23 protein-coding genes are annotated in these 19,440 nt (G+C 65.3%); 16 read left to right on the forward strand and 7 right to left on the reverse strand.

Annotated features, from left to right (window positions below):
- Positions 1-18: 18 nt before the first annotated feature.
- From OVY29_RS09860 to pyk, 5 genes are all read right to left on the reverse strand, one after another.
- Positions 19-1,953: a cytochrome c3 family protein gene (locus tag OVY29_RS09860; RefSeq protein ID WP_037555162.1), complete on the reverse strand. Its 1,935-nt coding sequence runs from the start codon at positions 1,951-1,953 to the stop codon at positions 19-21.
- A gap of 10 nt (positions 1,954-1,963) precedes the next feature.
- A complete protein-coding gene (locus OVY29_RS09865) occupies positions 1,964-2,845 on the reverse strand; it encodes a hypothetical protein (RefSeq protein WP_037555163.1) in 882 nt (293 codons plus the stop codon).
- Entirely contained in the window at positions 2,845-5,280 is a 2,436-nt protein-coding gene (locus OVY29_RS09870) for a cyclic nucleotide-binding domain-containing protein (protein ID WP_313911214.1), read from the reverse strand. Before OVY29_RS09870 ends, OVY29_RS09865 begins: the two co-directional genes overlap by 1 nt.
- A gap of 231 nt (positions 5,281-5,511) precedes the next feature.
- Positions 5,512-6,285, reverse strand: coding sequence for an arginyltransferase (locus tag OVY29_RS09875; protein WP_037555165.1), 774 nt, complete (start codon positions 6,283-6,285; stop codon positions 5,512-5,514).
- Positions 6,286-6,621: 336 nt separating this feature from the next.
- Positions 6,622-8,076, reverse strand: coding sequence for a pyruvate kinase (pyk, locus tag OVY29_RS09880; protein WP_037555166.1), 1,455 nt, complete (start codon positions 8,074-8,076; stop codon positions 6,622-6,624).
- Between the two features lie 95 nt (positions 8,077-8,171).
- Between pyk and OVY29_RS09885 the strand changes: the two genes are divergently transcribed.
- From OVY29_RS09885 to ruvC, 7 genes are all read left to right on the forward strand, one after another.
- Positions 8,172-8,492, forward strand: coding sequence for a DUF1244 domain-containing protein (locus OVY29_RS09885; RefSeq protein ID WP_052182199.1), 321 nt, complete (start codon positions 8,172-8,174; stop codon positions 8,490-8,492).
- Positions 8,493-8,555: 63 nt separating this feature from the next.
- Positions 8,556-8,798: a DUF2312 domain-containing protein gene (locus tag OVY29_RS09890; protein WP_037555168.1), complete on the forward strand. Its 243-nt coding sequence runs from the start codon at positions 8,556-8,558 to the stop codon at positions 8,796-8,798.
- A 28-nt stretch (positions 8,799-8,826) separates the two neighbouring features.
- On the forward strand, positions 8,827-9,147 hold the full coding sequence (locus tag OVY29_RS09895; RefSeq protein ID WP_037555169.1) for a heavy metal-binding domain-containing protein: 321 nt from the start codon (positions 8,827-8,829) through the stop codon (positions 9,145-9,147).
- The gene (locus OVY29_RS09900) at positions 9,144-9,635 is read left to right on the forward strand and encodes an arsinothricin resistance N-acetyltransferase ArsN1 family B (RefSeq protein ID WP_152567606.1); all 492 of its coding nucleotides are present in this window, start codon (positions 9,144-9,146) and stop codon (positions 9,633-9,635) included. The genes OVY29_RS09895 and OVY29_RS09900 overlap by 4 nt, the downstream gene beginning before the upstream one ends.
- A 57-nt stretch (positions 9,636-9,692) precedes the next feature.
- Positions 9,693-10,439: a YebC/PmpR family DNA-binding transcriptional regulator gene (locus OVY29_RS09905; protein WP_037555170.1), complete on the forward strand. Its 747-nt coding sequence runs from the start codon at positions 9,693-9,695 to the stop codon at positions 10,437-10,439.
- Complete coding sequence (locus OVY29_RS09910; RefSeq protein ID WP_037555172.1) at positions 10,436-10,981, forward strand: hypothetical protein; 546 nt, start codon at positions 10,436-10,438, stop codon at positions 10,979-10,981. Before OVY29_RS09905 ends, OVY29_RS09910 begins: the two co-directional genes overlap by 4 nt.
- A complete protein-coding gene (ruvC, locus tag OVY29_RS09915; RefSeq protein WP_037555173.1) occupies positions 10,956-11,456 on the forward strand; it encodes a crossover junction endodeoxyribonuclease RuvC in 501 nt (166 codons plus the stop codon). Before OVY29_RS09910 ends, ruvC begins: the two co-directional genes overlap by 26 nt.
- On the opposite strand, the gene OVY29_RS09920 is transcribed toward ruvC, so the two are convergent.
- Positions 11,453-11,947, reverse strand: a complete 495-nt coding sequence (locus OVY29_RS09920) for a DUF305 domain-containing protein (RefSeq protein WP_037555174.1) — start codon at positions 11,945-11,947, stop codon at positions 11,453-11,455. The two genes, ruvC and OVY29_RS09920, sit on opposite strands and share 4 nt — an antisense overlap.
- A 107-nt stretch (positions 11,948-12,054) precedes the next feature.
- Between OVY29_RS09920 and ruvA the strand changes: the two genes are divergently transcribed.
- From ruvA to pal, 9 genes are all read left to right on the forward strand, one after another.
- Entirely contained in the window at positions 12,055-12,654 is a 600-nt protein-coding gene (gene ruvA / locus OVY29_RS09925) for a Holliday junction branch migration protein RuvA (protein ID WP_037555175.1), read from the forward strand.
- Positions 12,651-13,055 (forward strand): GFA family protein, encoded by a 405-nt coding sequence (locus OVY29_RS09930; RefSeq protein WP_037555176.1) that lies wholly within the window; start codon positions 12,651-12,653, stop codon positions 13,053-13,055. The genes ruvA and OVY29_RS09930 overlap by 4 nt, the downstream gene beginning before the upstream one ends.
- The gene (gene ruvB, locus OVY29_RS09935; protein ID WP_037555177.1) at positions 13,048-14,076 is read left to right on the forward strand and encodes a Holliday junction branch migration DNA helicase RuvB; all 1,029 of its coding nucleotides are present in this window, start codon (positions 13,048-13,050) and stop codon (positions 14,074-14,076) included. The genes OVY29_RS09930 and ruvB overlap by 8 nt, the downstream gene beginning before the upstream one ends.
- A 101-nt stretch (positions 14,077-14,177) precedes the next feature.
- Positions 14,178-14,657 carry a YbgC/FadM family acyl-CoA thioesterase gene (locus OVY29_RS09940; RefSeq protein ID WP_037555178.1) on the forward strand — a complete coding sequence of 160 codons (480 nt, stop codon included), beginning with the start codon at positions 14,178-14,180 and terminating at the stop codon, positions 14,655-14,657.
- Entirely contained in the window at positions 14,651-15,349 is a 699-nt protein-coding gene (tolQ, locus tag OVY29_RS09945) for a protein TolQ (protein WP_037555179.1), read from the forward strand. Before OVY29_RS09940 ends, tolQ begins: the two co-directional genes overlap by 7 nt.
- Positions 15,349-15,855, forward strand: coding sequence for a protein TolR (gene tolR / locus OVY29_RS09950; RefSeq protein ID WP_037555180.1), 507 nt, complete (start codon positions 15,349-15,351; stop codon positions 15,853-15,855). Before tolQ ends, tolR begins: the two co-directional genes overlap by 1 nt.
- 9 nt (positions 15,856-15,864) lie before the next feature.
- Positions 15,865-16,686, forward strand: a complete 822-nt coding sequence (locus tag OVY29_RS09955) for a hypothetical protein (protein ID WP_037555181.1) — start codon at positions 15,865-15,867, stop codon at positions 16,684-16,686.
- Between the two features lie 5 nt (positions 16,687-16,691).
- A complete protein-coding gene (tolB, locus tag OVY29_RS09960) occupies positions 16,692-18,059 on the forward strand; it encodes a Tol-Pal system beta propeller repeat protein TolB (RefSeq protein WP_037555182.1) in 1,368 nt (455 codons plus the stop codon).
- A 104-nt stretch (positions 18,060-18,163) separates the two neighbouring features.
- On the forward strand, positions 18,164-18,682 hold the full coding sequence (gene pal, locus OVY29_RS09965; RefSeq protein WP_200880172.1) for a peptidoglycan-associated lipoprotein Pal: 519 nt from the start codon (positions 18,164-18,166) through the stop codon (positions 18,680-18,682).
- Here pal and OVY29_RS09970 read toward each other — a convergent pair.
- Entirely contained in the window at positions 18,669-19,409 is a 741-nt protein-coding gene (locus OVY29_RS09970; protein ID WP_037555213.1) for a prepilin peptidase, read from the reverse strand. The genes pal and OVY29_RS09970 overlap by 14 nt on opposite strands.
- Between the last annotated feature and the right edge of the window lie 31 nt (positions 19,410-19,440).

Consider the following 19,440-nt stretch of genomic DNA (forward strand, 5'->3'; position numbering starts at 1 on the left):
GTCCGGCGACCCAAAACCCTATCCGCCCCGCCTTGCCCCGTGCAAGGAAGGTCTGCGCCATGTCACTTCGTAAAGGCCCCGCCCCCCGGTTCCTGTGATCATGCTCACACCATAGGTAGCGCCAAGACGTTTATTTGTGATTGCCGCGACATTTTTCTTCCGCTGGCGCGCCGGCATCCACGGCTTGCCGCCGTCCGAATGATATTCGTGGCACATCGCGCAGGGCGATTCGGTCGCGGTTTCGACCTTCACCAGCCGCGCCCCCGATTCGCCGACATGGCAGTCGCGGCATTGCCGGATGCCGGGCACGAGCAGGTCGGTCGATGCCTTCGACGCGGGCGCCGCGACGTGGCAATCGGCGCATGCGGTTTCCTTGTGCGCGTCATGGTCGAACCAGCCCTTTTGCATATAGCGCGGCGTCTGGTCGACCGCCGCGACGCGCCAGCTGTTGCCCGCCCGCGGTTCGAAGATCGTGTGACAGTCGTAACAGGCACCGCCCTTTGAAAAGACGGCGCGCACCGCATCCTGCGCGCGCGAGGGCCGCACCGCGACTTCGTTGAAATAGATGTTGTAGACCTGTCCCTCGGCATAGGCGCCCGGCCGTCGCCGCTGCATCCCGCCGAGCTGGAGCGGCCGCGCCGGCGGCGCCGACCGGTAATAGGCGGTGAGGTCAGCGGCGACCTGATCGGGATCGCCATGCCGCAACGTCCGCGTCACCCCTCCCACGGTCTCGAAAGCAAGGCTGTGGCACATCGCGCAGTCGCGTTTCATCTCGACTGGCTTCACGCGAACCCCATCGGCCTCGACGCGGTGGCAATTTTCGCATTCGAGCTTCTTGCCGAAATCATAGTGGCCGCGGAAGCTCGCGGCCATGCGCGCCACGCCGCCGGTCGCCTGAAGGTGCATGTCGTGCGGGAATTTGAGACCGTTGTAATCGACGACCCCCTTCGCTAGCGTTGTGCGCACCGGCTTGCCGCCCGCCACAGGACGGACGAGCGGACGGAATTCGGGATGGCTCGTCCCGAAATCACTGGCGTCGGCGAGCGTCGTCGGATGCCCGGCACTCTTGAGCCGCGCCGACATGCCGTCGTGGCAATCGGCGCAGAATTTCTGCGGCGTCGCCGCCATCGGCCCCGCGCCCTCATGCTCGGTATGGCAATCGACGCAGCGCCCCTGCGGCTTGTTGAAGGTCTTGGCAAAGCCAGCGAGGATGCGCTCGCCCACGCCGGGCGGGTGGCGCGCGGCGAGCAGCATCGCGGTCGGCGCGTTCGCATGCGCCATGCTCATCGCCTTGTGCTCGCCCGTGTGGCAGCCGACGCACGCCTTGTCGGTCACCGCGACGAAGGGCTCGACATGGCACGACTGGCAGTCGTTCTTCAGACTCGCATGCGCGCTCGACAGCGGGCCCGACAGCCAGGCGCTGTCGGCATGATAGCCGTCGGGACGCTCGTTCACTTGTCTGTAGCTGTACCACGCCCAGATCGGCCCGATCAGGAAGGCGAGCAGCATCAGCAGCCCGAAAACCCAAGCCCCCATGCGCTTGCCGGGCATCGTCCCCGCGAGCGAAAAGGCCTTCGCCTCGTCGACGTCCTTCGACGATTGCGACAGCTCGTCGATCCGCTCGACGAGCAGGATGATCTTCTCCTCCTCGCGCGCGATCGTCAGCCGGTGCCCGCCGAAGCGCAGCTCGGCCCCCGCGGCGCTGTCGATGTCGGCGGCATCGACGGTGCGGCCGTTGAAGTCGAAGCCCAGCCCCTCGAGCGCTTGCACCCGCACGTGGCGCCCGTCGCTGCTGCCGATCGTCGCATGGTGCGCGTTCACGGCAAGGTCGGCGATATGGATTATGTTGCCGGCGTCGCGGCCGAGCGTGATCGCGTCGCCCGGCAGCGGCTGGTCGCGGATGATCTGCTTGCCCGTCTTGGTCGTCGCGATGCGGCGCAGGATGAAGCTCATCGTCCGCGCCTCACCAATAGAAGAAGACGCTGACGATGTGCGCCGACAGCGCCGCGATCAGCGCGAAGGTCAGCGGCACATGCACATAGAGCCAGATTTCGAGCAACGCGCGGATGCGCAGATGCTCGCGCAGCCGGGCGAGCGCGGCCTCTTTCTGCGACAGCAACCCGACCACCTTCGTGCGCGCTTCGGCGTCGCTGCTGCGCGACGCCGACAGGGCCCGATAGGCGGCCGCGGTGGCGCAGTTCGGATAGCGGCCCGAAAGCCGCGCGGCGATGCCGCCCGCGAACGGATCCTCGTCCAGCGCCGCGAGGACCGGCGCGGTATCCTCGGGGGTCAGCGGCTGCGCGGCGCTGTGGAGTTGGCGGTCGAAGGCACGGATCGCCTCGAGCATCTGCATCTGCGTCATCTGCTCGCGATTGTTCGACAGCGCCTGCGGCAACGTCGCATAGACGATGACGCCGTAAAGCCCCGACAGGATCACGAGCATCATCAATGCCCAGGCGAGCGTGTGGACGTTCCAGCCGAGCTGGAAGCCGGTGTGCCAGGTGCCGATGATGATCAGGCTCAAACCCAGATAGACATGCGCCGAGGTCCACGCCTTCAGCGACCAGTGGTCGCGCGTCATCTTGCGCTTGCGATAGCCGAGTGCGGTGAGCCAGAGGATCAGCGCCGCGCCGATCGTGCCGAGCGTATAGCCGTACCAGCTGCCGCCATTATGCCGCGGCGTCACGTCGATCAGCGCGTAACTCACGATGATCAGCAGGCACAGCCCGCCCGAAATCTTCGCCCAGCGGAAGCCCGCATAGCGCAGGAAGCCCTCGTGGCGCCGCTCGCGGACGCGCTCGACCTGCGTTGCCTTCGACCGGCGTCGCTGGAAAAGCGAAGCCATCAGTCGGTGTCCTCGTCGAGCCGCGCGATCGACAGGAATTCCTCGGGCGAAACGCGGATCGCGGCGCCGGTCGGGCAGGCGCGCACGCAGGCAGGGCCGCCGGCGATGCCCTTGCACATGTCGCATTTGACCGCGATCTTCTTCGGCTTCTCGTCGCCCAATTGCTTCTTCGTCCATTTGGGCGACGGTTCGCCCGGTCCGGGACCGAAGCCGGTGAGCAGCCAGCGCAGCAGGCTCGGCTTCTGCGGCGGTGCCGCCTCCATGCGGATCACGCCATAGGGGCAGTTGCGCATGCAATTGCCGCAGCCGATGCAGCCCGGCTCCATGAACACCTCGCCGTCGGGGCCGCGGTGGATCACGTTCGGCGGGCAGTCGGCCATGCAGTGCGGATGCTCGCAGTGGCGGCAGCTCGTCGGCACGTGCAGATGCGCAAAGGTCTTGCCCGCCTCGCGGTCGAGCCGCGACAGGCCTTCGTGGCTGTCGGCGCACGCCTTTTCGCAATTGTCGCAGCCGACGCACAGATTCTCGTCGATCAAGAGCGCGTCGGTCGCCTCGCCGAGCCCTTCCTTCATGATGAAGCTCGCGGTGTCCGAATAAAGGTCCACCGCGCTCGAATAGCTCGCCTTGCGCGATTCGATGAAGCTGTTCATCTGCGCGCGTTCGGCGACCGCCGCCTCGGTCGCCTCGCGCACCTGCGGCCGCGCGGCGAGCATCTTGCGGAAGCTTTCACCGGTGAGCTTGATCAGCTCTGCGCCGACCGCGGCCTTGACCGTGGCATTGCGCGGCGCTCCGCTCAGCACGCCCATTTCGCCGAAGAAGCTGCCTGCCGGAAGATAGCGGAGGAAGATCGGCTTCCCGCCGATATCCTTCTCGACCACCATCGACCCCGAACGGATTACATAGACGTCGTCGCCCTGCTCGCCCTCGGTCAGCACGATTTTGCCCGCGGGAACGCGCTCGACTTCGGCGGTGTCGACGACGGGGCCCAGATCGTCGACGGTCAGCCCGCCCTTGAAGATCTGGAGCAGCTGGCGTTCGAGCGAGATACGATTGATCGCGCGCTTCGCCCCCGGAACCGACGCCATCAGCTTCAGCGCCGCGGTGCGCGACACCTCGACGAAGATGCCGTCAGCACCCGCCCGGATCGTCGCGCCGCGTTTGCGGCCCGAGATCAGCCCGACCTCGCCGAATATCGATCCCTGCTCGATCGGCACGGTGACGCCTGGCCCGACCTCGACCTCGACGAAGCCGTCGGCGATCGCGAACAGCGACGAGCCGGGTTCCCCTTTTTCGAACACGACGTCGCCCTTGCGGTAAAAGGCGACCTTCGAATCGAGCATGAATTCACGCATCTGCAGCGGCGACACGTCGGCGAAGATGCTGACGCGCGTGCGCAGATATTCGAGCCACTCGCTGACCGATTTCTTTTTCGGCAGGCCCTCGAAGATCGCCGCCAGATCCTTCTCGTCCGCCGGGGTCAGGTCGCTATTGCCGTTGATGAACTCGACGACGTCATAGCCCTGGTTCATGCAATGCTTGATCAGCGGATAACCCGCGAGCGCGCCGATCACGAAAATGCCGGGCACCGTGGATTCAAAGATCGGCGACAGCTTCGGAAAGGCTTCGCGGTCGGGCCCGGTGAACTCGATCCCCATCGATTCCACGAAGCCGCGCGGCGCGACCGACCCCAGCCGCGCAACGATCACGTCGCACGGGATCGTCTCGTCGCCGTCGGGCGTCTCGAGCGTCAGGAAACCGGGCTCGACCTTCTTCGGCTGCGTCTCGGTGCGGATGCTCATCAGCCCGTTTTCGCCCGCCTCCATCATGTCGGCGACATTCTTCGCCTTGGCGCGCGCGAAATCCTTCGAGCGGTTGAGGATCGTGACAGTGTTTTCGAGCGCTTCCTCGGCAACGCCGAGCGCATTTTCGATCCCCGCGTCGCCCGACCCGACGACGGTGATATGCCTGTCCTTGAAATCCTCGGGATCGTCGACCTGATAGATGATGTGCGGCAGGTCGGCGCCTTCGCAGCGCATCCGGTTCGGATTGCCCTGCGTGCCGATCGCCAGCACGATATTTTCTGCCGTATAGACGTCGCCCTTCGTCGTCTTGATCGCGAAGGCGCCCTTCTCGCCGCTCACTTCGGCGACCTCGGCGTGATAGGCGACCTGCACCTTGTTGTTCGCGGCGTCCTCGTCCCAATTGCCGAGGATATATTCGCGCGCGCCTTCGGCGAAGCGGCAGTCCGAACGCAGGTCGAGCCGCTCGGGGGTCGCGAGCACGCGCTTGCCTTTCTGATATTTGAAGATGGTGTCGGAGAGGTGATCGGTCTTTTCGAGCAGGATATGGCTCATCCCGAGCTGCCCCGCGCGCGACGCGGCGCTGAGGCCTGCGGGCCCCGAGCCGATGATCGCGACCTTGACAGCCTCGCTCATGCGGAAACATCCTCTCGCCAAGGGCGAATGATCAAGATACCGGTGAACGCATACACGGGCATCCCATTCCCCCCAATCGCTTAACCCCTAAGCGACGCTAACCACGGATGCGACCCGGACTTATCGTCCTCGCGACGAGCTATGCCCTTGAAAGCGGGAAAAGGTCAACCGCCCGGCCGCCAGAATCGGCAGTTGCGAGCCATTCTCAACTATCTCGACAAGGAGAGTGGCTCAGGCGAGTTCGAACATCGCCGCGATGCGGTCGGACTGCGTTTCTTCGACCCGCGACCACCCATCGGGCCCGAGCTTTTCGAGCGGACGGAAGCGCGCCTTATACGCCATGCGCGCCGACCCCTCGATCCAGTAACCGAGATAGACATAGGGCAGCCCGGCGCGCGCCGCGCGCTGGACATGGTCGGCGATGATATAGGTGCCGAGCCCCTCACGCATCGGATGGTGCGCGTCGAAAAAGCTGTAGATCATCGACAGCCCGTCGCCCTGCCGGTCGGTCAGGCAGCAACCGACGAGGCGGCCCTTGCCGCCGTCCGCCGCCGGCTCGCGATATTCGATCATATAGCTATCGACCGGGGTCTGCTCGACCATGTCGGCGAAATCCTGCTCGTCCATGTCGGCCATGCCACCATCGGGATGACGCGAGGCGAGATAGGAGCGGAGCAGCGCATATTGTTCTTCGGTCGCCCACGGCTTGCACGCCGTGGCGACCAGATCGCCGTTGCGGCGCAGGTTGCGCTTCTGCGAACTGCTCGGTGCAAATTCGGCCGCGCAGACGCGCACCGAGACGCACGCCGAACAGTCGGCGCAGCTTGGACGATAGGCGACCGACTGGCTGCGGCGGAACCCGATCCGGCCGAGCGCGTCGTTCAGCTCGTTCGCATTGTTGCCGCTGAGTTCGGTGAACACCTTGCGCTCGGTCTTGCCCGCCAGATAGGGACAAGGCGCCGGGCTGGTGACAAAAAAGCGCGGAAAACGGAACGGTGCGGACACGCGGAAAAAACCTCCGGACTTGCGATGCGGAGCCCCCCGACGCGGGTCCGACGCGCTACTTGCACCAACTATGCCGCGCGGCGTCAATGGTGCAAAGTCCATTTACCATTTTTAAACGTCCCGTTCTGAATCACGCCGAAAATTTTGTGAATCAGCCGGTAACTTTTGTGCCGATTTGAATCGACTATGGCAGAGCGATCCTCCCTGTGGCGAAGCCATGGGGAGGTGCCCGAAGGGCTGACGGAGAGGCTTATGGCGCGACGTCACGGCCCCTCCACCATTCGCTTCGCGAACGGTTCCCCTCCCCACCGCTTCGCGGCAGGGAGGAACTATTCGTCAGCTATATCCGCGCAGTTCGTCGCCGGTCAAAGTTGCAACGTGGAGCACGTTGGTCGACCCCGGCGTACCGAACGGAACGCCCGCCATCATGACGAGCTTCGCGCCCGCCTTGCAGATGCCGTGGCGCAGCGCCATGCGCTTGCCCTTGGCGATCATCTCCTCGAAGCTGCCGATGTCCTTCGTCGGCACCGCATGCGCGCCCCACAGCAACCCCATCCGCCGCGCCGCCTCGCGCTTCGGCGTCAGCACCAGCAGCGGCGCGCCCGGCCGCTCGCGCGCGACGCGGCGCGCGGTCGATCCCGACGCGGTGAAGCAGATGATCGCATCAGCGGCGATCGTCGTGATGATGCTGCCCGCCGCTTCGGCGAGCGCATCGGCGGTCGTCGCGTCGGGCACCGTCTCGGTGAAATGCAGGCGGCGATAATAATCGGGGTCGCTTTCGACCGAGCGCGCGATCGAATCCATCATGGTGACGGCTTCGACCGGCCAGGCGCCCGCTGCGGTCTCGGCCGACAGCATGATCGCGTCGGCGCCATCATACACCGCTGTGGCGACATCGCTCACTTCCGCGCGCGTCGGCGACGGCGAAACGATCATTGATTCGAGCATCTGCGTCGCGACGACGACCGGCTTGCCCATGCGGCGCGCGGTCGCGACGATCTTCTTTTGCAGTGGCGGCACCGCTTCGGGCGGCAGTTCGACACCCAGATCGCCGCGCGCGACCATCGCTGCGTCGGCGAGCTCGAGGATTTCCTCGATCCGCTGCACGCCCGACGGTTTTTCGAACTTGACGAGCAACGCCGCCTTGCCGCCGATCAGCCGCCGCGCCTCGGCGACATCCTCGGGCCGCTGGACGAACGACAGCGCTATCCAGTCGACATGCTGTTCGAGCGCGAAGGCCAGGTCCTTGCGGTCCTTTTCGGTGAGGGCAGCGAGCGGGACGACGACGTCGGGAACATTGACCCCCTTACGGTCCGAAATCTTGCCGCCGACTTCGACGATCGTTTCGATGCGGCCCGGCGCCACGCTCTTCACGCGAAGCACCAGCTTGCCATCGTCGATCAGCAGGCGCGTATCGGGTTCGGCCGCCGCGAACAATTCGGGATGCGGCAAGTGGACGCGCGTCGCGTCGCCCGGCGTCTTGTCGGCGTCGAGCACGAAGGCCTTGCCCTTAACCAGCTCGGCGGGGCCGTCCTTGAACGTCCCGACGCGCAGCTTCGGCCCCTGCAGATCGACGAGGATCGTCGTCGGGCGGCCGGTTTCCTTTTCGAGCGCGCGGATCGCGGCAATCACTTTTGCATGGCCGGCATGATCGCCGTGGCTCATATTGACGCGAAAGGCGTCCGCCCCCGCGCGGTGCAGTTCGGCGATCATCTCGGCATTGGCGCTGGCGGGACCGAGGGTCGCCAGGATGCGAACCTTGCGCTGGCGGGGGGTAAAGCTCTGAACCACAAATGCTCCGATGATTATAGGACGCTAGGGCAATGCCGCCTTGATGCTGTCTAGGCAACAACCGTATAGCTATTCAATCACCCAGCGGAGGAACCATGTCCTGTATCGAAGATCAGACGACCGGCGGCGATGCGCTCGACGAGCTTGACGACGCGGTTGCAGCGGCCGCATTCCGCCGCCTCGTGCGCTTGCTTCAGTACCGCAGCGATGCCGCGAACATAGATTTGATGGGGCTCGCGGGTTTTTGCCGCAACTGCCTCGGCGACTGGATCGCGGAGGCGGGGAATATGGACAAAGAAGCGGGCCGCGCGATCATCCACGGCATGCCGACCGCGACATGGAAATCACGCTACCACGTCGCCGCCACGCCCGAACAGCTCGCGCGGATGGAAGAAAGCATGGCGAAGAATCCCTGACCTCGCTAGGGACGCGCCGAGGCGATTCTCGCCTCCAATCCATCCAATCCAGCGGAGTATAAAATGAGCGAAGCCACCGTGTCCGACGAACAACTGCGCCTTTTCATCGAGCGCATCGAGCGTCTGGAAGAAGAGAAAAAGGGCATCGCCGACGACATCCGCGACACCTATAACGAAGCGAAATCGCAGGGTTACGATCCGAAGATCATGCGCCAGATCGTGCGTCTGCGCAAATTGCCGGTGCACGACCGCAAGGAAATGGAAGCGATTCTCGACGTTTATAAATCGGCGCTCGGAATCGACTGACGCCGACGCAACCAACAGGAGAGTGACGATGTTCAGCACCACCACGAACAATGTCGAGGGCCGCCCGGTCAGCGAATATCTGGGCATCGTCACCGGCGAGGTGATCGTCGGCGCCAACCTGTTCCGCGACCTGTTCGCGTCAATCACCGACATCGTCGGCGGCCGCTCGGGAAAATATGAGGATGTCCTCGCCCGCGCCCGCAAAGAGGCAATCGCCGAGATGGAAGCCGAGGCCGCGCGCCTCGGCGGCAATGCAGTGATCGGCGTCGACCTCGACTATGAGGTGCTCGGCCAGAATGGTTCGATGCTGATGGTCAGCGCTTCGGGAACGGCGGTCACGCTGGAGTGAGCGCTGACATTCGCCCAGCCACCCCAGCCGATGCCGCGCGCTGTGCCGAGATTTATGCGCCCTATGTCATCGACAATTGGGTCAGTTTCGAATGCGATCCGCCCGGAGCGATTGAAATGGCGCGCCGGATAGAAGATTACGGGGCAAGCCATGGCTGGCTGGTTGCGGAGGTCGAAGGCCAAATTGCGGGCTATGCCTATGGATCGCCGCACCGCACGCGAGAAGCCTATGCGACCTCGGCCGATGTCGCGATTTACCTCGATGCGGCTTTCGCCCGCACGGGAATTGGACGGCGGCTTTACGAGGCGCTGTTTCCAATGCTCAAGGATCGCAATGTCCATGCAGTCTTTGCCGGAATTGCCCTGCCGAATGACGCCAGCATCGGCTTGCACGAAGCAATGGGCTTCACACCGGTCGGAATCTACCGCGAGGTCGGTTGGAAAATGGGTAGCTGGCGCGATGTCGGGTGGTGGCAGCGGTTGCTTTGACGTTCGGTCCTGATGTAAGCGCGCTTCCAGTTCCTCCCAGCCAAAAAGAAGAGAGCCATGGCCGGCCATAGTAAATTCAAGAACATCATGCACCGGAAGGGTGCACAGGATAAAAAGCGCAGCAGCCTCTTTTCGAAGCTCAGCCGCGAAATCACCGTCGCGGCGAAGATGGGCCTGCCAGACCCCGACGCAAATGCGCGTCTTCGGGCGGCGGTGAACGCCGCCAAGGCGCAGTCGATGCCCAAGGACAATATCCAGCGCGCGATCGACAAGGCCGCAGGTAATGACGGCGATAATTACGAAGAAATCCGCTACGAAGGCTATGGCCCCGGCGGCGTGTCGCTGATTGTCGAGGCGCTGACCGACAATCGCAACCGCACCGCGACCAACGTCCGCACCGCGTTCAGCAAGAATGGCGGTAACCTTGGCACTTCGGGCAGCGTCAGCCACGGCTTCGACCGCCTCGGCATGATCAGCTATGGCGCCGGCGCCGGCGACGCCGACACGGTGTTCGAAGCCGCGCTCGACGCGGGCGCCGACGATGTCGAATCGTCGGAGGACGGCCACGACATCTGGACGAGCGTCGACAGCCTGCACGAAGTCGCAAAGGCGCTCGAGGGCAAGCTCGGCGAAGCCGAAGGCGTGAAGCTCGCTTGGCGCCCGACGCTGAAGAGCGAGGTCGCCGACGAGAGCGTCGCGCAGACCCTGTTCAAGCTGATCGACACGCTCGACGACGACGACGACGTCCAGACCGTGTGGGGCAATTACGAAATCCCCGACGCAGTGATGGAGAAGCTCGGGTGATCGGGCGCTTCGCCGCAACCGCATTGATCGCGGTCCTCGTTGCCGGGTCCGCCCCGGCGGCGATGACTGCACCCGCCGCGGCGGGGCTTTGCAAGACAGGCGAGGAACCACTCTATTCGTGCCGCTTCGGCAAGAAGATCGGCAGCGTCTGCGGCGGCAGCGACCGCGTGACCTACCGCTTTGGCAGCACGGCGAAGACCGAGATGGAAATTGCGAGCAGGCCCGACTGGTCGAACGTCCGTCTGGGTTTCGTCACCGGACAGCAGGGCGGGCATCAAAGCCACATCCGCTTCACCCGCGGCGATACGCATTATATCGTGTTCGAGGGCGCCAACGGCCAGGCGGCCGTCAACCCCGGCCACAGCTATTCGGGCATCGCGATCGTCGCCGGCCCCGACGGCGGCAAGGCGCTCGGGCGGCTCGATTGCGGCAATGGCACCGACGCGTCGGCGATGGCCGACGCCGCCCGCGACCGCGCGCCGGCGGCGCTGCGCGAGCAGCTGAACGAAACGCTCAATGGCCCTTTCGACGGCTGGTTCTGACCCGGGGATCATTCTGGGCCTCGACCCGTCGCTCAGCTGCACCGGTTGGGGCATCATCCGCGTCGAGGGCAACCGGATCAGCCATATCGCCAACGGACAGGTGAAGACCGACGCCAAGGCGCCCCTGCCCGACCGCCTCGCTCATCTCGACACCGCGCTCGCGGCAGTGATCGCCGACCATGCGCCGGCGTGCGCCGCGGTCGAGGAAGTGTTCGTCAACGACAATCCGCAATCGACGCTGAAGCTCGCCCACGCGCGCGGCGTCGTCCTGCTCGGCTGCGCGCGCGGCGGGCTGACCGTCACCGAATATGCGCCGCGGCTCGTCAAAAAGGCGATCGTCGGCACCGGCGGCGCGGCGAAGGAGCAAGTGCAGGCGATGCTGCGCGTCCTGCTCCCCGGCGCGAAAGTCGCAGGGACCGATGCTGCCGATGCGCTCGCCGTCGCGATCTGCCACGCGAACCACCGCGGGCGCTAGGGCTCCAAGGCTACCAGCGGCCGTTCGCGCGCATTGTCCGGAACTGGATGCGCCTCGATATCGGCGATCAGCGCCTTCATTTCGCCAATCTCGCGCACCTGGGCCGCTATGATCTCGTCGGCTAGCTCGCGAACCCGCGGATCGCGAATCTGCGCACGGCTGCTCGTCAGGATCGCGATCGAATGATGCGGGATCATCGCCTTCATATAGGCGACGTCGCCGACCGTCTGCTGACTCCGCACCAGCCACAGCGATCCGGCGCCGATCAGCAGCGACGCGGTCACGATGGCGATCTTGACGCGGCGGCCCCGATACATGCGCCACATGAAGCCGATCATGACGATTGCCATGGTGGCGCCCATCAATAGCGCCATCCACATTCGCGTCTGGCTGAAATATTGATGATCGAGCGCATAGCTGTTCAGGTACATGAGGCCGAACATAACGACCGTGGATATTGCGATCATGGCGCCAAAGCGGGCGTAGCTCATTTTCGATCCTTTCGGGCTGTCCATCTCTCGAACACGCGACGAGCCCCGATCGTTCGACGGAGCGATAATGATTCCCTTTTCGTTCTCCCCGCGCTAGGCAGGAGCGCATGATCGCGAAACTCACCGGACGGCTCGATTCCAGCGGCGCTGGCCATGCGGTGATCGACGTCGGCGGCATCGGCTATCTGGTCGAGGCGTCGGCGCGCACGCTCGACGCGCTCGGCCCGGTCGGCGGCGAGGTCGTCATCCACACCGAAATGCTCGTCGGCGAGGATTTCCTGCGCCTGCTCGGCTTCGCGAAGGCCGAGGAACGCGACTGGTTCCGCCTGCTCACCAGCGTCCAGGGCGTCGGCGCCAAGGTCGCGCTCGCGATCCTCTCGGCGCTCGAGATCGGCGACCTCCAGCGCGCGCTCGCGAGCGGCGACAGCGCGATGATCGCGCGCGCCAACGGCGTCGGCCCGAAACTGGCGCAGCGCATCACGCATGAACTGAAAGACAAGGCGGGAGCATTGGGCGGAATTGCCGGCACCGGCCCCTCCCTCGCGGCGACCGCCGGCCCGCTCGGCGATGCCGTCGCCGCCCTCACCGGCCTCGGCTTCAAGCCCGGCGAGGCGAGCGCGGCGGTCGCAGCAGCGAGCGAGGAATTGGGCGCGGGCGCAAGCCTCGACGCGCTGGTGCGCGCGGCACTCAAAAAGGCGGCCAAGTGACCGAGCGCGTTCGTAACGCCTCCTGCCGCTGCGGACAGCTCCGTATCGTCTGCGCCGGCGAACCGATCCGCGTCTCGGTCTGCCACTGTCGCAATTGCAAGGCGCGGAGCGGCAGCGCCTTTGCCGCACAGGCGCGCTTCCCCGCCGATCAGGTTCGCACCGAAGGCGACGCGAAGCTCTACCAACATCCGGGCGGGAGCGGCACGCTCGCGGACTTCTATTTTTGCGGCAATTGCGGCTCCACACTGTGGTTCCTCAATCACCCGGAGCTCGACAGCTATGCCGTGCCGATCGGCAATTTCGAACCCGGCCATGACTTCGAGCCGCAATTTTCAGTCTATGAGGATCGTCAGGAACCTTGGGTTTGTATCCTCGGCGAGGCAATAGAGCGTTATGACTGAGCCGGCCCTCACCACCCCCATCCGCACCCCCGAGGATGCCGACGCCGCGCTGCGGCCGAAGTCGCTCGCCGAATTCGTCGGCCAAGCCGCGGCACGCGAGAATCTGCGTATCTTCATCGAAGCGGCGAAGGCGCGGGCGGATGCCCTCGACCATGTGCTCTTTTATGGCCCGCCGGGGCTTGGCAAGACGACGCTGGCGCAGATCGTCGCCAAGGAACTCGGCGTCGGTTTCCGCTCGACCAGCGGCCCCGTGATCGCGAAGGCCGGCGATCTCGCCGCGCTGCTCACCAATCTCGAGGACGGCGACGTCCTGTTCATCGACGAGATCCACCGGCTGTCGCCCGCGGTCGAGGAAATTCTCTATCCGGCGATGGAGGACCGCGCGCTCGACATCATGATCGGCGAAGGGCCGTCGGCGCGCAGCGTCCGTATCGACCTGCCCAAATTCACCCTCGTCGGCGCGACAACGCGGCAGGGCCTGCTGACGACGCCGCTGCGCGACCGCTTCGGCATTCCGGTGCGGCTCAATTTCTACACCCACGCCGAACTCGAACAGGTGATTTCGCGCGCCGCGCGCCTGCTTGCACTGCCGATCGCGTCCGACGGTGCGCTCGAGATCGCGAAGCGGTCGCGCGGGACGCCGCGGATCGCGGGACGTCTGCTCCGCCGCGTGCGCGATTTCGCGACCGTTGCGGGCCACGCGGTGGTCGACGCGGGAGCCGCCGATGCGGCGCTCAACCGGCTCGAAGTCGACGCGCTCGGGCTCGATGCGATGGACCGGCGATATCTCACCATGATCGCCGATATCTATCGCGGTGGTCCGGTCGGGGTGGAGACGCTGGCGGCGGGCCTCAGTGAGCCGCGTGACACGATCGAGGATGTGATCGAACCCTATCTGCTGCAGGCCGGACTCATCGCACGCACCGCGCGCGGACGGATGCTCAATGCGAGCGCGTGGAAGCATCTGGGGCTCAATCCGCCCGCGGGATCGCAGGACGGACTCTTCGATCAGGCGAAATAGACGGTTTTCTGCGGATTTCATTCCGCCAACCGCTCCCGATCTGCGACGAATCGTTTATGAGGGCTTTGCGACGAGTCGTTGCGACGCTATCGGTCGGGACGATGGTAGACGCCCCGCCCCCCTTTGTTCCCGGCGCCTTTGCAGGGTCCGAACATCATTATCGGGCGCGCGTCTATTTCGAGGACACCGACCTGTCGGGCATCGTCTATCACGCCAATTATCTGCGCTATATGGAGCGCGCACGGTCCGACATGCTGCGCCTTGCCGGCATCGACCAGCGCGCGGCGATGGAGGGGGGTGAAGGCGCTTGGGCGGTCACCGATCTCGCTATCAAATACCGTAGCCCCGCCAAGCTCGACGACGATTTGCTTGTCGTCAGCACTGTCGAAGCCGTGCGCGGCGCCAGCGTGATAATCGCGCAGCGCATCCTTCGCGGAACTGACACGTTAAGCGGCGAGACATTGACCGACGGGCAGGTCACCGCTGCCTTTCTGTCGCCCGGGGGCCGGCCGCGCCGCCAGCCCGCGGGGTGGGCCGACCGATTTACCGCCATCATGAATGGAGAGACTTTCCCTTGCTAGACAATATCTCGCTGGCCGCCGACGCGGCGACTTTGTCCCCCGTCGCGCTGTTCCTGCAAGCCGACATCATCGTGAAGGCGGTGATGATCGGCCTGCTGCTCGCGTCGATCTATGTCTGGGCGGTGATCTTCACCCACGGCCGCGGGGTCGGCAAGCTGATGAGCGCGTCGGAACGCTTCGAGCGCGATTTCTGGCGCGCCGACAATATCGACAAATTCTTCGACAAGAACAGCGATGAGGACCTGCCGAGCGCGAAGGTGCTGTCGGCGGGGATCAACGAGTGGCGCCGGTCGACCAAGGGCAAGACTATCGATCGTGATGGCACGCGCGAACGCCTCGGCATCGCGATGAACAGCGCGGTCGCGGGCGAAGTCGACCGCCTTGCCGAAAAGATCGGGACGCTGGCGACGATCGGTGCGGTCGCGCCCTTCGTCGGCCTGTTCGGCACCGTTTGGGGCATCATGCGTAGCTTCACCGCGATCGCGGCGGAAAATAACAGCAGCCTCGCCGTCGTGGCCCCCGGTATTGCCGAAGCCTTGTTCGCGACCGCGATCGGGCTGTTCGCGGCGATTCCCGCGGTCATCGCCTATAACGCCTTTTCGCAGCGGCTGAACCGCCTCGAATCGCGGCTCGGCCGCTTCGCCGACGGATTGCATGCGACGTTCAGCCGCGAACTGGAGGTCGAAGCCTGATGGCGATGTCCGGACCCTCGGGCGGCGTCGGAGGGCGACGCGGCCGCGGCAACCGCCGCGCGCCGATGGCCGAAATCAACGTCACCCCGCTCGTCGACGTGATGCTGGTGCTCTTGATCATCTTCATGATCACGGCCCCGCTCCTCGCCTCGGCCGTGCCTATCGATTTGCCCGAAAGCCGGGCCAAGCCCGTCGAGACCGAGGATCAGGAACCGATCCAGCTATCGGTCGGCGCCGACGATACGCTCTATATCGGCGAAGAGGTGGTGCCCGAGGCCGAACTGCCCGCGCGGCTCGACGCGATCGCGCGCGAGAATGAGGGCCAGGACCGGCCCCGCCAGATCATGCTGCGCGCCGACAAGGGGCTCGATTATGGCCGCGTGATGCGCGTGATGGGCGAGCTCAACCGCGCCGGCCTGACGCGGATTTCGCTGGTTACCACCGGCGCCAACGCCGAACCGGCCGCCCCGGCGGCGGTCACCGACGGTTCAGAAACCGGGACCTAGGTTAGGACGATGGCCGAACACCGGGCAGTGAGGGGGAAGGAAGGACGCGGCTTTGCCATCGCGGTGGCGGCGCATGTCCTGATCGTCGGCCTGCTTTCGGTTCAGTGGACCGCGGGCGACCGGCGCTTCGACAATCCGCCGATGGAGGTCGATCTGATCGCCGAAACCGCCGTGCAATCGACCGCGCCGGTGATCAGCGAGACGCCGCCCCCCGCGCGGCTGGGCGAAGAGGATGATGTCGACATCGCCGCGCCCGAGCCGGTTCCGGTCCCGCCGCTCCCCGACCCCGTCGTGCGGCCCACGCCGGCCCCGACGCCCAAGCAGGTCGCCCGCCCGAAACAGGCACCGCCCAAGCAGCGCCCCGCCGCGAAAAAGGCGCAGCCCAAGGCCGCGCCCAAGGCACCACCCGCAAAGGATCGCCCCGCGCGCCCGACGGGCCGGCTCGACGGCATTGCCGAAGGCCTTTCCAAATCACAGCCCAAATCGCCTTCGAGCAAGGGCGCGCCCGCTGCGGCGACCGCGGCCGAGGTTCGCCGCTCGATCGACGTCAGCATCAAGTCGGCGGTCCTCCCGCGCTGGAACGGTTGCCGCGTTTCGGGGGTCGACGTCGACCAGCTCAAGACCGTCGTGAAGTTTCGCCTGACCCAATCGGGCGCGCTTGCCGGCTTCACCAGCGTCACCACGTCGGGCGAGACCGACAGCAATAAATTCCAGATCCAGCGCCATCAGGAATGCGCAAAACGCGCGGTGGAACTCGCCGCTCCCTTCGACCTGCCCGAGGACAATTACAGCTTCTGGCAGAATTACACGCTCGATTTCATCAAGAGGTAAGAGAAATGCTTCTCCGTCCGATCAGTCTTTCGCTCGCACTGCTGCTGACCACCGCCCCGGTGTTCGCACAAACCGCCCCGACGCCCCCCGCGGTTACGCCGACGACCACACCGCGCGAGACGATCGAGGGCACATTGTCGCAGGAACGCACGGTCATCGGCATCCCGCCGCTCGCCACCGCGTCGGTCCAGACCGTCGCGGGGCTGCGCACCGACAGCCTCGGCCGCCAGATCGCCGAAGTCATCGCCGCCGACCTCGAACGCAGCGGCCTTTACGAACCGATCGGTCCGAACGGGGTCCCCGCGATCACCCGCGCCGAGGTGCAGGCGCCGCGCTTCGCCGAATGGCAGACGCGCGGCGCCGAAAATGTCGTTCACGGCTTCGTCGACGCCGGATCGAACGGCAGCCTGATCGTCGGCTGCTATCTTTACGACACGGCGCTCGGCAGCGAGCTGGTGCGCAAGGGGTTCGAGATTCAGCCCGCCGACTGGCGGCGCGCGGCGCACAAATGCGCCGACGCTATCTATTCGCGCCTGTCGGGCGAAGCGCCCTTCTTCGACAGCCGCGTCGCCTATATCGCCGAGAGCGGCCCCAAGGGAAATCGCATCAAGCGGCTGGCGATCATGGATTCGGACGGCGGCAACCACCGCTTCATCACCAACGGTCAGGCGCTCGCCATCAGCCCGCGCTTCTCGCCCGATTACAAAAAGATCGTTTACGTCAGCTATTTGAACAACCGCGTCCGCGTTTTCATCTACGACGTCGCGTCGGGGTCGCAGAAACTGGTGACCGAAAGCTCGAACGCGACCTTCGCGCCGCGCTGGTCGCCCGACGGCACGCAGATTCTCTATTCGATGGCCGTGAACGGCAACACCGACATCTATCGCATTTCGGCCAATGGCGGCACGCCGGTGCGGTTGACGAACACGCCGGGCATCGACGTCGGCGGCAGTTTCTCGCCCGATGGGCGGAAGATCGTGTTCGAAAGCGACCGGTCGGGCGGCCAGCAAATCTATACGATGAACATCGACGGGTCGAACCAGCAGCGGATCAGCTTTGGCGGCGGCCGCGCCGCGACCCCCGAATGGTCGCCACGCGGCGACCTGATCGCCTTTACCCGCATGGGCGGCGGCGAGTTTCGTATCGGCGTGATGACCCCGTCGGGCGGCGGAGTGCGCATGCTGACGAACAGCTGGCAGGACGAGGCGCCGACCTGGTCGCCGAACGGCCGCGTCATCCAGTTCTTCCGCACGACGCGCGGGCGCGAAGGCAAATCGAGCCTGTGGCAGGTCGACCTGACCGGCGTGAACCTGCGCCGCCTGCCGACGCCGCAGGACGGATCGGATCCGAGCTGGGGTCCCGTCCTGCCTTGAGCGGCGCGGAACCAAAACGCCCGGCTCGGGTTCAAATATCGCGTCCAGCCGGTTCTTTTTGCCCGCAGAATGATTTTACCAACAACAACAAGAGGACAGAAAACATGACGATACGGAAAAGCACCGCGATGATCGCGGCGATCACCATGCTTGCTGTTGGCGCCTGCGCGAAAAAGGCCCCTGACACGCTGCCACCCGCCCCCGAAGGCACCGGAACCGACCCCGGCGCCGGAACCGGCACCGGCGTGATCCCGGGATCGCAGGAAGATTTCCTCGCCAGCGTGGGCCTCGAAGGCGACCGCGTCTTCTTCGATTACGACCAGTATAATGTCGACGCACAGGATCAGGCGACGCTGCAAAGCCAAGCGCAGTGGCTGCAGCGCAATCCCGCCGTTCGCGTCACGCTCGAAGGCCATGCCGACGAACGCGGCACCCGCGATTATAACATCGCGCTTGGCGAACGCCGCGCCAACGCCGCGAAAAATTATCTGGCATCGCTCGGCATCGACCCGAGCCGCATCAACGTCATCAGCTATGGCAAGGAACGTCCGGCCGAACTCGGTTCGACCGAAGCAGCCTATGCCAAGAATCGCCGCGCGGTGACTGTGGTTATCGGCCAGTAAGCCAGCGCCAGACGGGCACCGCGGCGAACGCCGCGATGCACAGGAAAACACCGAAGGGGACCGGTCGCTCTGCTAGCGACGGGTCCCCTTTTCGCTGGGCCAAGATAGCCCAGCCGATCCCCCCGGCGCTGGCGAGCAGCAGCAGCAGCGGCAAGGCCTGCCACCCCGTCCAGCAGCCAATCGCCGCGACGAGTTTGGGATCGCCGCCGCCCATACCCTCTGCGCCGCGCGTCCGTCGATAAGCCCAAGCCAGAAACGCAAGCACAATTCCACCCGCAACGGCGCCGATCCATCGGTCGAGCAGGGCTGCTTCGAACAAGGGACCCGCCAATAGCAATCCCGCGACCGCCAGCAGCGCGTTAAGCCGGTCGGGTAACCAGAAGTGCCGTGCATCGAGCAATGCGAGCGGCAGAAGGAGCCAGCCGAAAAGCGCCCATAGCCAGCCGGTGGTCCCGGGCATCAGGGCGAGCGCGACTGCGCCGATCAGCGCCGCCCCCGCCTCGACACGCGAATGAAAGCGATCGATCGGCGCGCTGCAGGTCCGGCAGCGCCCGCGCGCGGCGAGAGCCGAGAGCAACGGAACGAGATCGAGCCCACCGAGCGGCCGTCCGCACGCGTCGCACTGCGATCGCCCCAGCACCGATCGGCCCGCCGGCCAGCGCAACACCAGCGTTGCGATGAAGCTGCCGAGGATCAGCCCGGCCAGCGCAGCAAAGGCGATGCCCATGCCGAAGGGCAAGGCATCCAATAAAGTCACG

Origin of the sequence: Sphingopyxis sp. SE2, from assembly GCF_032227185.1 — a bacterium.
Classification (GTDB): domain Bacteria; phylum Pseudomonadota; class Alphaproteobacteria; order Sphingomonadales; family Sphingomonadaceae; genus Sphingopyxis.